Source organism: Fulvimarina fulva (assembly GCF_039652615.1).
In the GTDB taxonomy this organism is placed as follows: Bacteria; Pseudomonadota; Alphaproteobacteria; order Rhizobiales; family Rhizobiaceae; genus Fulvimarina.
Map to the genome: position 1 here is coordinate 1 of NZ_JBDJAC010000021.1, position 14,990 is coordinate 14,990.

Genomic DNA, 14,990 nt, shown 5'->3' on the forward strand with positions numbered 1-14,990 from the left:
GATCGCTGTATTGCTGCTCGGACAGCGTGCGTGGTCGTGGCGCATCCGTGAAGAACTTGTCCCATAGCGCATCCCTCTGCTGGCGCGATAAGCTACCACCACAGTGCGGGACTGAACACCTAGTGAGCATTGAGGAACGGAGCGCCTCATTATCAAGCCACCAGCCCGAGGGTGGCAGAAATGCGCTCTTGCCCTTATTCTATGCGTAAGTTTGCGTGGATAAAGTGTCGGGGATGGATCAGGCGCGACATACTGCGGACGGTTCTGGTTCAAGATTCGTGCGCAAGGCGGATTGAAGACCATTGGTTCGGCCACGCGCCTATCAAATTCTGCGGCGAATTGGTGCCGAAACCTGAACGCCTGTGATAGGATGCTGACGTCGCATGGGAAATCGCATGTTGCTTGCGTGCTGGGGCGGGAGAGCAAAATGCCTTGGGAGTTGATCGCAGTCTCTGTTGTCTGTTGCGCTGCTGCATTCAAGTTGCGTGTGGGCGCATTCGTCGTTTTCCTCGCCATGCTTCTCGCGGCCAAGATTGCCGTCACGCTTGTAACGGGTGGAAGCGTGCTCGACATCTTCCTTCTGTTCGTGACCGCGCAGGGCGCTTATGCGATCGGCCTCGTCGTTGCGACCTGGATGTCCGGTCGGCATGTAGGAACAGCCAAGAGCAATCAGGCGAAAACCTGGATCGGCGACCCATCGGATAGTTCCCGCGAACCCAATTCCGAACAACCGAGCCGATAAACGTAGACGTCGGATCTCGTTCTTCGACACGCGACAGGACGATACGGTTGCGTGCCAGCGAGAGCTTCAGCCGGAATCGCGAAGCGTTGGCGTCGGGACGTGCGAACTGTTCCGCTCACCCGGTTTCCTCTCGTCCCGTGATATGCGTGCTCGATCGGGCTTGGCGGCGATGGTCGGCGAAACGAGCACTTCCACGAGATCGCGTGGACCGACAAGGGTTTGCGGTTCGGCCGCCACCACGGCCTGTTCGCCGTCTGCCCCGCGCCGCGTGATCCGGTACTGAATCCAGCGACCCTCACTTTCGCCCTCTTCGGTGCCAAGGCGTGCCGCGTAGTAGGCGGACTCATCCATCATCAGGCCGGCAATGCGCATCGCGAGTTCGGCCTTCCGAAGCTCCATCGCAATCAGGTTGAGTTCCGTCTGGATCGCCGAATTGCGCTCATTGGCGAGATCGGTGAGGCTTCGTTCGGCCTGTTCCTGGGACGCGCGGGCGCGTGTCAGCGCAACACGCAGGTCGAGTAGCTGGCTCTGGGCCTCGACGACGATCCGCTGCAAACCGAACTCGCGCGAACTGACGGTGAGGCCGCGTTTGACGAGGCTGCTGACGTCGGACAGTTCCTTGTCGGCGATGGCGATCTGCTGTTCCTGCGTTCCAATCTTTGCGATCAGCGCCTGGATCTCCTCTGCGTAGAGGGCTCTGAGACTTTTCGCCGCGTCGAGCTTGCCGCTGAATTCCGTGAGACGGAGTTTTTGCAGGCTCCTTTCCTCCTCGACGATCTGGTCAATTCCAGCAGTCCCCGACAGCCGATCGGGAACGGAGAACGTGCGATCTTCGGCTGACAGTTCGGAGCGGAGGCGTGCCTGGCGCACGAGCAGCGAACTCCAGTCGATCTGCGCGTCCTTCAACGAACGTGCGGATTGGATCTGTTCGCGTTCCGCGCGTCCCTCTGCCGTATCGTTGACGCGGCGCAATCCTCCGGCGAGGCTGACGGCCTTCATCACCGTCAGATCCGGCGAATAAGTATACTGGCCGGGCTTTTCGACCTCGCCTGTGACGTAGACCGGACCGTATTCGGAAATCGCCACTGTAACGAAGGGCGGTGTTCCGGTTGACGAGCGCTTTGCCAGGTGCGCTGCGATCGCCTTTGCCAGCTCGGCCGTCGTCTCGCCCGCTGCATCGATCTCACCAACAAGCGGTATCTGGACCTTGCCGCCGGCATCGACCCTGTAAGTCCCGCCAAGCGCTTCCCATTCCTTGTACTCACCTTCGCCCGACCGCCAGTCGACGATCCTGATGTCGAGCTTGTCCTCGGCGACGAGGGCATAGTCTTCGACCGGTTCGGCCAATACCGGGAAAGCGAAGAGCGAAGCGGCGAGAGCCGTCATGAGCGTGAGCGAGTGGCTTTTTCTGCCAATAGGTTCGTCCTTGTATCTCCTGAGGACTCGATCGAACATGGCGATACCTCTTTTGAATGGAACTGCGTCCGAAGACGTCAGGTCTGTTGGATTGGTGCTAGAAACGACACGAAGGCGTTGGCGGCGGGTCGTGATCGTGGCGGGAAGCGTTGCGTCAGTTTGTCAATCGCGGCGCGCTCGTCAGGTCCGAGCGCGCCGACAACCCGTAGCGCGACCGGATAGACTATGACGCCAGCCAGGACCGCCTGCACCAGCTTAAGAGGGCCGGTGCCGATCTGTGTAACGGCATAGGCTGCGGCTGCGCAGGTCGCCGCAGCCAAAGTCAGCCGGAGCAATCGCGCGAAGGGATAGGCATAGCCGATCCGGCGCGTGATGAACCAGATGCCGAGGAGAACCGCCGCGATCTGGACCAGGGCACGGGAGGCGGCAGCGCCGACCAGACCAAAATGAGGGATGACGGAAAGCCCAAGCACAACTGCCAGGACGCCGCCGATCACGGAGGACCAGAATATGAAGTCGCTGCGCCCCAGCGCGTTGACAAGATGCGTTCCGATCACCGTGGAAACGGACAGCGCGGCGGCCAGGAGTATGATCGAGGTCGCCGTTCCCGACGCCGCGAAGGCGTCTCCATAGATGAAGATGACCATAGGCTGGGCGATCGCAGCCATGCCGAAGCAGGCGGGCAGGGCAATCAGCGCCACCATGATCGTGCCACTTGCGAAGGTGCGTTGGACTTCATCCCGATCGCCGCGGCCGTTCATCTCGGCAAGGACCGGCAGGAAGGCTCCGGTGAGCAGAAGAGGACCCTGCGAGGCGAGAGCCGCGAGTGCGATGGCGACGCTGAAAAGGCCAACTTCCGCAGGTCCCCAGTAGAGCTGCAGAAAGAGGATCTCCATCCGTGACCAGACGAAGACGTTGCACATGTTGGCGGCCCAGGCGTAGCGCCCATATCGCCAGATTTCGCGTGTGAGATCGGCTTCGGGACGCCCGCCGCTTAGCGCCAGCGGCAGCGCGAAGACGCCAAGCGCCGCCTGACCGATGACATAGCCGCCGATTGCTCCGGTCGTGCCGTATGCGAGCGTGCCGATCGCAACGGCGATGATCTGAACGATCAAGGCGCAAAGGGCGATCTTCGCCAACCGTCCAAATTCCTGAGCGCCGCGATGATAGCCGATCGTGAACGTGGCGAGGGCCTGCGCGATCGTGAGAGCGACGACGAGGAGGACAGTCGTTCTGGAATTTCCGGCTGTCACTTCAGGGAAGATGATCGCGAGCATGCGGTCCATCTTATCGGGCATAAGACCTGCTATCGCGACGACGGCGACGACAGCGAGCGCCGCGTAGCAGAGAAGTCGCCTGACGAGGAAACCAGCGAGAACATGCGCGCTATCACGGTCGCCGCGGCCCGCCCGATCGGCAAAGAACCGCGCGACGCTCAGGGAGCAGCCGACGTCAACGACCGGTGAAAGGACCATGGCGATCCAGACCGCGAATGCAACGACGCCCGCGCCCTCAACTCCAAGTATATTTGCAACGATCACACCACTGACGAAGCCTGCAAGCAAAGTTGCAGCGCCGGCGAGGGCAGATCTAGTTAATTTTGGCAGTATATCTCTTGACATTCTGATAGAACCATGGTGTAATATTATGGTGCCGCAATTTTATGCTTTTTACCATCCGTATTTTTCGCGTTATTTTGTTGGTCGTCGTGTTGCTTTCTATGCCAGCGTGAGGTGAGGTGTCATGCGTCAACCCATCACTTCCTTGATCCGGCTTTCAGGTGTCGGGGTCATTATCGGTAGTGTCATAGCTCTCACCGGCGCGTTGGGTGGACGGTCGCTCGGCGAACCGATCGACCTCACCGGAGCCGAACTCGCATTCGACGAACCGTTCGATGGCCTCGACGTCTCGCCTTGGGGTCCCGGAACGCGTTGGATCGCCCATACGCCTTGGAACGGTGATTTTGGCGATGCGAAGTTCGTTGATCCGAGAGAAGGATTTCCGTTCACGACTAGCAACGGCATCTTGCAGATTACGGCGCGCCGAAACGCCGAGGGCCAATGGGAATCCGGGCTCTTGGCCTCGGCCGACCCAAGTGGCGCGGGCTTCACGCTCCAGTACGGCTATTTCGAAATGCGAGCCCGATTTCCGGAAGGTGCCGGCACATGGCCGGCCTTCTGGCTGATCAACCGCAACGACGACCGGACAGTCGAGATCGACATCGTCGAACACTATGGTCATGAACCGGCTCGATATAGTGCGTCGCTGCACATGTGGGACCGGAAGGCGCCGGAACAGAGTCGGAGCGAAACCGGACATGTCGCCGTCGATGAAGGCAGCCTCTACACCGGCTTTCACACCTACGGGGTCTCCGTCGCTCCCGATATTGTTCGCTACTACTTCGACCGAAAGGAAGTCTGGGCTCGACCTACTCCTCCCGAAGCGGCCGACGGTGCCTTCTATATTCTCGTTGATCTCGGGCTTGGAGCCGGCTGGCCCATCGAACAGACCCCCGATCCTTCCGTAATGCAGATCGACTACGTGAAGGCCTGGCGCCTGCCCGAGATGCCGGGCGGCTGAAGCAGCTTGCAAATGAGAGTCGCGCGGTTCGACTATCATGCGGCCGCCTTCGCGATCTCGACGAGCCGGTCGGTCTGTTCGCGAATGTCGATCTCAGAACGAGCGGCATGCTGAGCGGCAGCCCTGCTGAGTTGCTCGTATGCCTGGTCATCGCTCCACATTTTTCGCAGCGTGTCGGCCCATTGGTCCGGTGATGCATCGTGAGCAAGCAGCTGCCCGCCGGCCCCGACCGCTTCCGGCAACCCGCCACGCAAGCTGGCAAGTACTGGAATCCCACTGAAATGGGCTTCGCTGGCGACACGACCCCAAGTCTCTTCCCATTGGCTTGGCGCGAGAAGAACCCGGGTCTGTTCATAGACCGGCTTCATCGAACGTTGGCGCTCGAGCAGTCGAATATTACCCGCCGCTCCAGCGCGCTTCTGAAGATCGCTTTCGGCCTTGTTCGACAGGGGCCAGCCGCGAACGAACAGAAACGGAATCTCGGGACACCGTTCCGCGATCTCGAAGGCAAGCTCGCGGCCCTTAACCGGGACGGGATTGATGAAGGTGACGAAGCGCCCCTGGGGGACCGTCCGGTATTCTCCAGCCGGAAATATCGGCGGAATGACGTTCGGCCGGATGCCGAAGCGGCGCTCGAACTTTGTGGCTGTGAACTGCGAATTGGCGATATAGGCCGAGAATGGCAGGTCGTTGGCATTTCCTTGCCAAGCAAGAGGGCCGCTTTCGAATTCTAGGCCATGGAGATAGGCGATAGAGGCGATACCCTGTTGTCGGAAGTTGCGGCCCATCTCGACCATGTTGCCGTTCTGGATGACGACGACGTCCGGCAGATGAAGGCCGCGGATGTCGCGCCACGGTCTCATCGAACGGTAGACGTTGTAGCCGAGCTCGCGATCGATCGAGACGTCGCTCCGGCGCATGCAGTTGAGCACGAATTTCCGCATGCCGAACCCATCTCGCACCGAAAGCTTGGCAAGAACCGATGCGCGGTGACCGCGCCGGTTCAACTCGAGCGCCGCGAGATGGGAATTGACCTCCAATCCGCCTGATAACTGCGGCATGTGAGGCGTTCCGCTGGCAAGAAGCAGGTTCATCGCGTTGCGCTCTTCCAAGGTCGGACTTCGTCAGTGTCGAAAACCGCGCGCGTTAGCGCGCGGTCATGAACAGCCATTCCTGAAGGCCTGTCCGCCGCTCGTTCATCAGTTCGATCGCCGTTTCGGGCACGAGCGTCGGCAGGAGCGGCAGCTTGTCGAACGGGAAATCGACCATGGTTCGAGGACGCGCGAGGATTGAAACGATATCGTGCGTTGCCTCGAAGCGCTCGACCATTGTCCTGGTGCAGCCGAGCAGAAGGCCGTCATGGGTCTCGACGAGGATGTCGGCATTTGCGAGCTCCGGAGACTTTTCGGGGTCGAGCAACGCCTTCTCCCCTCCCTCGATGTCGCAGACGACAAGGCTTTTCGGCCCGGCCTCGATGAGGGCCTGGTCAAGGTCACTGCTTTCGCAGAAACCGCGCAGTTCAATGCGGTCTGAAACGCCGTTCTCCTCAGCCGCGCGGCGCACGAGCGGATGGTGTTCCGGCAGGCCCTCGAAGCCGATCACCCGTGTCGATGGCATGCGGCGAGCGAAGCCGACCGCATAATAGCCGTCTGCAACGCCGACATTGATGATGTGGCTGTAGTCGCGCGCGACAATCTCTTCGACGACGCCATGCAATTCCAGTTCCTGTGTGCCCAGAATGTAGCCGAGCAAGTGTCGGCTCGAGACCGAACTCAGTTGCAATTTCAGGCCTTCGAACGGGCCAGCGACCACACGGCCTTTGGACCGCGCGACGACATAGGCGCAGACCGCATGCCAGCGAGGGGCGACAATCCATCGGGCCGGCGTACGGACGTAGCCGGGCAGGCGGCGATAGGCCCGGTAGAGGTCCATGGTGACGGAGTTGCCTTCAATGGCAGTCCAAGTTGTGTGACGCATGACTCCTACTTTCTCAATGTTGGTCTCAAGATTGGCGGAAGTGCCGGGACAAAAAAGGTTCTGAGCAAGTCGGCCATCCGGATTCGAATGGCGCCGAGCCCCTTGTTTGTTGGCGTGGCGGTCTCACCCACGGTACTCGCGTGCGGCCGTCTGCGGGCGAGGTTGAGAAGTGGAACCTCGACAAACACATGGATTACGCCGGCGCCGGCGATCGAGGCGAGCGTGGCAAAGAGGACGAAGCTGCCCGCTATGTCGACTTTCCCAAACACGAGCCACCAGATCTTCTCGGCGGCGACGATCGAGAAGAAATGGAAGAGATACAGCGCATAGCTAATGTCACCGAGCCAGACGCCATTCTCCACTGGGCGCGAGGGCTTTGTGTTCTCGCGCGCGGACACGCAAATACCGATGACCAGGGCGCAAAGGGCCCAGGTTGCGACCCACCAAGAGAAAGGCGCGGGCATCGCATCGACGAAGAGCGTGAAGGCCAAGATGTTTTGCGCAAGAAGCGCCAGGACGACGGCGAGAGCGCCTGGAATGACCGGCAAGCGAACGCTCTTATGAATGACGCCGATGACCATTCCTGCTGCAAAAACGAAAAGGACTGGATCGGTCCAGAAGCCTATGATCGTATGGGGTTGTGACGCATCCGTGAGCGGTGTGACGAAAACTGCTCCTGCGGCAATGATCGAAAAGAGAGCGCCAAAGAGGAGTGGAAGACCGCTGCGGAGTGGCAGGACGAGTGAGACTGCGAACAGAAGATAGAAAAATATCTCGTAGTTCAGGGTCCAGCCGACACCGAGGAGCGGGCGCATGTAGTCACCGGCTTCGACGGGAAAGGGAATAAAGAAATAAGAGGCGAACGCGCGTTCGATTGTTGTTTCGGAGCCACCGCGATAGCGCAGGATGATCTCAAGGGACGTCGCGATCCAGTAGAGAGGTACGATGCGCCAAAAACGCTTCAGGATGAAGCGACCGACTGCGCCCGGCCTGCCATATTCCCCGATGCTGGTATGAACCATAATGAAGCCGCTGATCGCAAAGAACGCCGCGACTGCGAGGGCACCGCTGTACTCGGCGGCCCGTAGAACGACTGGCGAAATGGCCGACCATTCGGCTTGTCTGAGAATTGCATGGTCGACGACCACGGTAACGGCGGCGAGCCCTCTGAGGACCTGGAGTGTGGTCAGTTTGCTCATTCGAAACCTCCACCGCCATCTGGATGAAGGTCATCGCTGAATGAAGCTTTGGACTGGCTTCGATGAAAAACGCTGGAACGCATGCTCATGATAAACTCACATGGCTAGGATGCGGCTCGGGTTTAGACGCAATCGGAAGAGATCGGAGATCGCCCTGGCATTGCCGGAAAGCCTCCCGGACCGATCGACGGCTGTCTCCCCCCGGATCGTGCCGTAGACGTTTGCAACCAGGTTGCGTCCGATCTGCATGAGGCCCTTGGGCCATGAGCAGGTGCCCTTGAGCATCAGATAAATCGGGTTCGCGACCTGCGAATAGCCAAGCCGCGTGCCTGGCTGGCGCGCCGATTTCACGCCGAGATGAACACCGGCCGCATCCCGCGACTTGACGATCCGCCCGAAGGGCGCGACCGCACGGCTGAAGTCGACATCCTCAAGCCACCCGTAGAGGGGCAGTGACTCGTCGAAGCGAAGGGAGTGCTGGATGACCGGGCGCATCCTGACGGCCATGTTGCAGCCATAGCCGTTGTAGACGTCGCGAAGTGCGGCCCCCTCAGACGGCGCGGCTGCCCCAAGATAGCCGAGACCTTCTTCAACCGAGAAGCCGGGTCCCTTGATCCCGTCGGCGAGCACGCGCCCGGTGACCATCGCAATGTCGGGATGCTGGACAAAGACACTCTCGATTGCCTGCAGATAGTCCGGCGCGAGCAGGAAATCGTCGTCGATGAACAGAATGATGTCGGCATCGCTTGCTTCTTTGAGAAGGCGGTTGCGCTGACGTGGCAATCCCCGTTCGCCGACGACAGTTCGGACATGGGGAAACGCTGTCTCGATGCGATCGAGGTCGGACCGATCGGGAGAGCATACGAGGATTGCGTCCGCAGGCCGCGTCTGCCGACTGAGCAGCCCGACGACGCGCTCGAGCACCTCGGGCCGCCCGACAGTCGCGATGCCGATCGCAATCTTCAAGTCGGGCTGGCCGGTCCGCGTCACGGCTGTTCGTCCCGATCGTCGTTGATCGGCTTGCGTGCATAGGCCCAGACCATGACGGGGAAGTTCGGCTCGTTCTTCAGGGAGCCGAACAGGCCGGGCTTTGCCCATCGCGAGAAGTTCGCCTTGACGCAGCTCCGATTGCCCCAGGAGCGTGTCTGGATATTGTGCGAAGGAAAACCAGCATCTTCGAGCAGTTGCGCAAGGCCGGTCTCTGTCCAGCGATTGCAGTCGATCGGCGATGCGTGGACGCGCAGAAGAAACGGTGTCGCTATGATGAAGTAGCCGCCCGGCTTCAGCATCGTGTAGATATTGCGCGCGGCAGCGCCGGGCTTCTTGAGGTGCTCGAACACCTGATCGGCGATGATCAGGTCGTAGCGGTCGTCGAGCGTTTCGGCGCAGACATCGAAGCCGGGATATTGGGTTGCACGATAGCTCTTGAACTCGAATTCGCGCCGCCACTGGACGCCGCCGGAGATTTCCAGCGTATCGATGGTCTCAGGCCCGAGATTGCGGATGAAAGCGAACGTGTCGCGATACATCATCACCCGAACCCAATCGTCCGTCTCAAAACCAAAGGACTTGAGAGTCCGCCGGACCTTCTCCTTCACATCGGGGCTTTGAACGATTTGCGTGATACTCATTGGACCTACTCTCTGCTAGCTGCCTGATGGTGCTTGGTTGACGACGATCCCGATCGGATCTGTTCCGATCTCCTGAAACGAGTTGACGGCGTTGGTGACAGCATCGAGCGGGGTCTTGCCGTAGCGTGCCACGAGGATGAGCGCGTCGAGATGGGGAGCGATCGCGCGTGCGTCCGCTGATTCCGACATGGCCGGAAGATCGATGATCACGAGGTCGAACTGACTGCCGATATCGGAGAGATCGCAAGCGGTTCGCATCGAGGAAATGCGTGCCGAGGGTGTCACCTCGTCTTTGGCGCCGACAGAGAGGAAGGTCAGCGTCTCGGTCAGCGGACTAAGGGCCGCAGCCGGCGGGGCTGTACCGTCGAGGAGTTCGGATAGGCCCGGCAAGCCGTCGTCGCGCATCGTCTGGCTCAGGGTCGCGCCATCGCTGTTGGCGTCCACGAGGATGGTCCGGGCGCCAGCCTTGCCCCAGAGCCAGGCCAGGTTGTAGGCGATCGTCGTTGTGCCGACGCTCCGTTCCGCCCCGACGAAGCCAATGATCTTGGCCTCCCGCATGCGGCGCATACCGTCGATGCTGGCGCGAAGCTCCTTCATATCGTTCTGGAAAAAGCGGTTTCGTGACGACACGCTTGCCTGGTCGTTGAGCGCGGGGAACGGATATTTCGATCTGTGGAACAGTGTCTTCCGAAAGCGCCTGATCAGGCTGACGCTGGCGACGCCCGTTTCGGTTCGAACCCGATCTGCCGAGGTTATCTCTCGTTTGACGACGTTTCGTATGATCGCGCCGGTCATACCAACGCCCGCGCCGAGCACCAGGGCGAGCGCAACGATCATACCGCTGCGCGGATGGCTCTTGCCGATCGGAACGGTCGCCGCCGACAGCACAGTCGCGTCGGAGAGCGGGTTTGACACCTGCTGGCGCGTCTCCGCTGCTTTCTGAAGATAGGATTTGTAGAGATCGCGGGTGGTTTCGGCGACAGCGTCGAGTTCTGCAAGACGATACTGATCGGCCGGCGCGCCGGTTGCCCGGAAGGCGTTGACGGCACGCTCGGCCTCGAAAACCTGCGTCTGCAAAATGGCGACCTGCTCGAAGAGCCAGTTCGCATAGAGTTTGGCAGCCGAGGACTTCATGGCGACGTTGTGGGAGATATACTTTTCGGCGAAAGCGTTGGCGATCGCCGCTGACTTGATGGCGCTCGTCGAAGAGACGGCGATCTCGATCACCGGAGACTGTCCGACGCGCCGCACCCAGATCTGCTTTCGAAGCGCCGCCATCACGCGGTCCTTGGCGCGTGGCCCAAGCGTAGCTGCGTCCGCATCGTTGGGCGCTGCTGCTCCGGCCGCGGCATCTTCTTGCGACAGGCGCGTATCCTTGCCGGCTGGTGCTGCCGGCACCGCCGCACCGGGATCGTCGGTAATCTGGTTGATAAGCTGCCGCAGGCTCCCGACGACGGATGGGCCGGACTCGGCGAATTCGGAATCTTCCAGAAGCTGCTGATCTGAGATGACGGCCGAGAGCACGTTGTTCGACTGTGCAACCTCGATCTGGCCCTCCATGAGCGCCTCCTCGGCACCCGATGAACTTCCGTTCGGTCCACTATTTTGACCGAGGTTCAGCATCAGCTGAGTCGAGCTCGTATATGTCGGCGGTGTGGTCAAGGCATAGGCGGCCGCGATCATGGCGAACACGGCTGCCGAGCCGATGATCGGCAACCAGCTCTTCAAGAGGAATTGGAAGATCTGGCGAAGATCGAGCGAGCGTTCGCGACCCCCATGCAGAGTGTTGATCGGATAGCCGACCGGGATCGCCGCGAGAGGGCTGCGATGAGAGGTCAAGAGCGGCCTCCTGTCGACGAAAGTCGACCCATTCGAACGGGGCGCGGACGCCGTGGCGAGGCCGCTTGGAGCGCTGTTGAGGTTGAGCCAATCCATGCCTGTGCATAGGCGGGGGGCGTCAATTGCCAGACGGTGCGCGCGCCCATTGCCAGTCCGGTCGCAAGGCCTGCGTACAGGCAAAACATGATCCCGAGATCGACCGCGCCAGCCGAGATCGCGGCAGCGGCGATCAGCGCGAAGCAGGACGTGAGGCCAGCGATCACGACTGGGTCGAGCGTTCGTTTGCGGGTTTCTGCAAGCGCGAGACGCGCCAGCGATATGAAGAACAGGACGAATATCAGCGTGCCCGGCAGGCCGACATTTGACAGGAGGGCGACGACGAAACTTGAGGTGCGGATGCTACCAAGTCCGCCGCCGAGACCGGCGGTATCGGCAAAGGAAATCAGCGCCTGATCGTTCCAGCGCATGCGTTCTTCGCCCGACTGGCTGTCGAGCTTGTTGACGACCGTCCGCTCGAACAAGCCCAGGACGCTGTCCCGGACCTCGGGCATCATCGAAGCAATTGCGATGCCGACCGGAATCGCGACGACACAGATGAGGACGTAGAGTAGGTGGCGCGAATTGGCCCTGCGGGAAAAGATCGCCGAGACGCAATAGACGAGGACGCCGAGCGACAAGAAAGCGGTTGCCGCATAGGCTGTCGTCGACGTCGCAAGAAGGATCGTCACGATCAGGGTCAAAGCCAGCGGTCCGGCAAGCCTGGATGGATAGTTCTCGATCCACAGCATCAAAGCGAAGGCATAAAAGCCGAGGGCAGCATAGCCGTATGCACCGGCCTCGCTGAATGAGCCGACGATCCGCTTGAAGCCCTGGATTTCACCGTCTTCGAGCATCCGGTAATTGGCGTTTCGTATCACGTCCATCAGCTCCTGTGTGCCGGTGGCGTAAGTCGCAAGGTCGAGAAAGGCGAAAGCGGCGCACAGGACACCTGCGATCAGGATCGCTTTCACGAGAGCTCCGGCCTCTCCGAGCCGTGCGGAGGCGAAGGCCGCAGCAAAGCAGATGATATCGCCGAGCAGATAGACCGCCTGAGTGATGTTGGTCGTCGTCGGACGCAGCGGCGTTGCGAGGATGAAGTGGTGCTCGTTGCCCCGTGCAAGGGAGTAGGTGACGGTCGAGCCGGCAAAGATGCGCGGCATGAAAACAGCGGTCACGACACTGTAAAGGACGAAGGTCGCGAACCAGAAACCGGGATTTGGATAGTTAAGCGAAGAAAAGGAAACGCCGATGAGTGCTGGCCGTATGGCGATCGTCAGGCTGAGAAATGCGAGAGAGAGATGAGCGGGCTGGATACTGGCCCCGCCGAGCGCGGGCAGGATCAGGGCGGCCGAGGCCCCGAGAAGGCTGAATAAGGCAAGTGCCGCAAGCCCGAAATTCAGCCCCCGGTATACCGTCCAAACGCCGATCAAGACGACGATAAGGCCAATCAACTCGATACGCATCTTAACTCCGTCTTGGGCTCTATCGACTTCACTTCGGACGCCAGGTCGCTGGAGGCATTGCAGAAGACATCGAAAGGAATGCCAAGCATGGGTCGCTGGGCGAGCGGCGACTGCCGTGTGAAGACAGCTCAGTAGGATCCGCGCTGTGCGAAAAGTGCCGGAACAGTTTTCAAGATAATTCCGGTGTCGTTCGCGAAAGACCACTGTGAGAGGTAGTTCGCATCGAGACGAACGCGTTGATCATAGGTCGTGTCACTGCGACCGCTGACCTGCCACAGGCCTGTCAGTCCGGGACGTGCCGAAAGATAAAGTGAGGCGAGCGAGCCGTATTTCTTGAGTTCCTCGGTGACGATCGGGCGCGGTCCGACGAGGCTCATGTCCCCGCGAATTATATTGATGAGCTGTGGCAGTTCATCAATGCTGGACTTGCGCAATACATGCCCGATCGGCGTCAGACGGGGGTCGTTTTTCAGTTTCTGAGTTGCGGCCCACTCTTCGCGTATCAGGGGGTCGGAGTCCAGATAGTCCTGCAGACGTTCCTTTGCGTCGGTTCGCATCGTCCGAAACTTAAGGCAGCCAAAGGATTTGCCGTTAAATCCGACCCGTTGATGGGAAAAGAAGACTGGCCCTCCGTCCGCCAGCTTTACGGCGATGGCTGCCAAGAAAAAGAGAGGGGATATCAGAAGCAAGCCGCAGACGGCGAGACTGATATCGATAACTCTCTTCAGCCAGCCACCATAGGGCGCCGACCGTTCGGAGACACGGCTGCTGGAACGCTGCGAGATGAGGAGCTTAGCATAGTGTGAGAGCGACGAGACGTTCGAGTGATCGACTGGCATTCAGTCCCCCGTTCGACGATGGTGCGGTGCAATAGATTTTTAACCTTTGGTAAACCGTACTTAAGGGCATGTGTGGTGTCGGAGTCTGTGACCTAGGTCATAGTGTGGAAAATATTTATGCGATTTCGCGATTTGCCTAATAAATATTCTTTTTGACTAATAAACCGCCCTCAATCGGGATTGAGAATCTCTATGTTGCAGCGCATGCTCAGAGTTAAGGTATCTCAAAAATCCAGATCAGGTAATGGAAATTCCAAGCCGTGCGATCCACTGGTAGTATAATGTATAGCCAGACCCATAAACGCTCGTCATGGTTTCTATATAGGGCAGACCTTATCAGAGTGCTCGATGATGAAGATGGAGAATGACAGAGTCATGCGGCGTGAGGTCCTGCGAGGATCTTCACTGCTCGACGGTGTTGACGATGCTGCAATTGAGTATTTGACCGATTACTCTGTGATTCGAACATTTAACAGAGGTGCGGTCGTCAACTCTATGGAGAACGCCGCGACTGGTATTGTCGTGCTGATCGACGGGAAAGCATACGTGACGTCTTATCTGGCGGACGGCCGGATCTTCATTCTAGATATGCTGTTGAGCGGGTCGCTGTTCGGTCTGATGAATCTGTCCGGGGCGAGCTCGATTTCGATGGAGATGGTCGCCAAGACCCCCTGCGTGGCGATCTTGATCGAGAGTAGAGCAGTGCTTGATACAATGGAACGATGGTCTTCATTCCGTAGAGTAATGTGGAATCAGGCGCTCGAGCGGATTGCAGATCTCAATGCCAAGGTCATCTGCAGCGCCACTCCGAGCCTGCCGGCAAGGCTTGCAACCAACCTGCTTCGCCTTGCTTCGGAATGCGAACAGAATCCCGGCGTGAAAGAGCCGGACGTGATGATCTCCCAGCACGATCTCGCATCAATGCTGCCCGCCTCGCGGGAGAAGGTGAACCGCTGTCTTCGCGGATGGGAAGAGCGCGGCATTATCGAAGTGGAATTGGGCCGGATTAGCATACTCAAGCGCGGTGCACTCGGTAGCTTCGCCCTTTGCGATCCATTGGCCGTCGAAGACTAAATCGGCGGGTCTCCGCCGCCGCGCCGAAAATTTGGAGGCCGCCGCGGCCCTCGCATGGACGTTCCTGACCGCACGAACGGAGCTTGGCATGTTTGCAGATCCCGTGACCGGACGATCGACCCGATTGGGGCGGCCTCTTTGGCCGCGTGCCGATCAGATCAATGGGTCCATGACATCCGCACTGTGCGGGG

General features: G+C 59.7%; 14 protein-coding genes. 4 read left to right on the forward strand and 10 right to left on the reverse strand.

Features of this window, described 5'->3' with window-relative positions; genetic code table 11:
* Nucleotides 1-370 precede the first annotated feature (370 nt).
* Nucleotides 371-742 (forward strand): hypothetical protein, encoded by a 372-nt coding sequence (locus tag ABDX79_RS18770; protein WP_346221838.1) that lies wholly within the window; start codon nucleotides 371-373, stop codon nucleotides 740-742.
* Nucleotides 743-808: 66 nt separating this feature from the next.
* On the opposite strand, the gene ABDX79_RS18775 is transcribed toward ABDX79_RS18770, so the two are convergent.
* Both ABDX79_RS18775 and ABDX79_RS18780 read right to left on the reverse strand, forming a co-directional pair.
* Nucleotides 809-2,197 carry a polysaccharide biosynthesis/export family protein gene (locus ABDX79_RS18775; RefSeq protein ID WP_346221839.1) on the reverse strand — a complete coding sequence of 463 codons (1,389 nt, stop codon included), beginning with the start codon at nucleotides 2,195-2,197 and terminating at the stop codon, nucleotides 809-811.
* Between the two features lie 38 nt (nucleotides 2,198-2,235).
* Entirely contained in the window at nucleotides 2,236-3,699 is a 1,464-nt protein-coding gene (locus ABDX79_RS18780; protein ID WP_346221840.1) for an oligosaccharide flippase family protein, read from the reverse strand.
* On the opposite strand from ABDX79_RS18780, the gene ABDX79_RS18785 reads away from it, so the two are divergent.
* Together ABDX79_RS18785 and ABDX79_RS18790 are read left to right on the forward strand one after the other, a co-directional pair.
* Nucleotides 3,632-3,895 carry a hypothetical protein gene (locus ABDX79_RS18785; protein WP_346221874.1) on the forward strand — a complete coding sequence of 88 codons (264 nt, stop codon included), beginning with the start codon at nucleotides 3,632-3,634 and terminating at the stop codon, nucleotides 3,893-3,895. The two genes, ABDX79_RS18780 and ABDX79_RS18785, sit on opposite strands and share 68 nt — an antisense overlap.
* Before the next feature lie 6 nt (nucleotides 3,896-3,901).
* Nucleotides 3,902-4,738, forward strand: coding sequence for a glycoside hydrolase family 16 protein (locus ABDX79_RS18790; protein ID WP_346221841.1), 837 nt, complete (start codon nucleotides 3,902-3,904; stop codon nucleotides 4,736-4,738).
* 35 nt (nucleotides 4,739-4,773) lie between these two features.
* Here ABDX79_RS18790 and ABDX79_RS18795 read toward each other — a convergent pair whose 3' ends face one another.
* The 8 genes from ABDX79_RS18795 to ABDX79_RS18830 form a co-directional block, all read right to left on the reverse strand.
* On the reverse strand, nucleotides 4,774-5,832 hold the full coding sequence (locus tag ABDX79_RS18795) for a glycosyltransferase (RefSeq protein WP_346221842.1): 1,059 nt from the start codon (nucleotides 5,830-5,832) through the stop codon (nucleotides 4,774-4,776).
* A gap of 52 nt (nucleotides 5,833-5,884) precedes the next feature.
* On the reverse strand, nucleotides 5,885-6,715 hold the full coding sequence (locus ABDX79_RS18800; protein WP_346221843.1) for a class I SAM-dependent methyltransferase: 831 nt from the start codon (nucleotides 6,713-6,715) through the stop codon (nucleotides 5,885-5,887).
* 5 nt (nucleotides 6,716-6,720) lie between these two features.
* Nucleotides 6,721-7,914, reverse strand: coding sequence for an acyltransferase family protein (locus ABDX79_RS18805; RefSeq protein WP_346221844.1), 1,194 nt, complete (start codon nucleotides 7,912-7,914; stop codon nucleotides 6,721-6,723).
* Nucleotides 7,915-8,010: 96 nt separating this feature from the next.
* A complete protein-coding gene (locus tag ABDX79_RS18810; RefSeq protein WP_346221845.1) occupies nucleotides 8,011-8,904 on the reverse strand; it encodes a glycosyltransferase family 2 protein in 894 nt (297 codons plus the stop codon).
* Nucleotides 8,901-9,545, reverse strand: a complete 645-nt coding sequence (locus ABDX79_RS18815; protein WP_346221846.1) for a class I SAM-dependent methyltransferase — start codon at nucleotides 9,543-9,545, stop codon at nucleotides 8,901-8,903. The genes ABDX79_RS18810 and ABDX79_RS18815 overlap by 4 nt, the downstream gene beginning before the upstream one ends.
* Nucleotides 9,546-9,560: 15 nt before the next feature.
* Nucleotides 9,561-11,384: a Wzz/FepE/Etk N-terminal domain-containing protein gene (locus tag ABDX79_RS18820; protein WP_346221847.1), complete on the reverse strand. Its 1,824-nt coding sequence runs from the start codon at nucleotides 11,382-11,384 to the stop codon at nucleotides 9,561-9,563.
* A complete protein-coding gene (locus tag ABDX79_RS18825; RefSeq protein WP_346221848.1) occupies nucleotides 11,381-12,886 on the reverse strand; it encodes a hypothetical protein in 1,506 nt (501 codons plus the stop codon). The genes ABDX79_RS18820 and ABDX79_RS18825 overlap by 4 nt, the downstream gene beginning before the upstream one ends.
* 128 nt (nucleotides 12,887-13,014) lie before the next feature.
* Nucleotides 13,015-13,725: a sugar transferase gene (locus tag ABDX79_RS18830; RefSeq protein WP_346221849.1), complete on the reverse strand. Its 711-nt coding sequence runs from the start codon at nucleotides 13,723-13,725 to the stop codon at nucleotides 13,015-13,017.
* Nucleotides 13,726-14,073: 348 nt separating this feature from the next.
* Between ABDX79_RS18830 and ABDX79_RS18835 the strand changes: the two genes are divergently transcribed.
* On the forward strand, nucleotides 14,074-14,799 hold the full coding sequence (locus tag ABDX79_RS18835) for a Crp/Fnr family transcriptional regulator (RefSeq protein ID WP_346221850.1): 726 nt from the start codon (nucleotides 14,074-14,076) through the stop codon (nucleotides 14,797-14,799).
* Nucleotides 14,800-14,990: the final 191 nt, after the last annotated feature.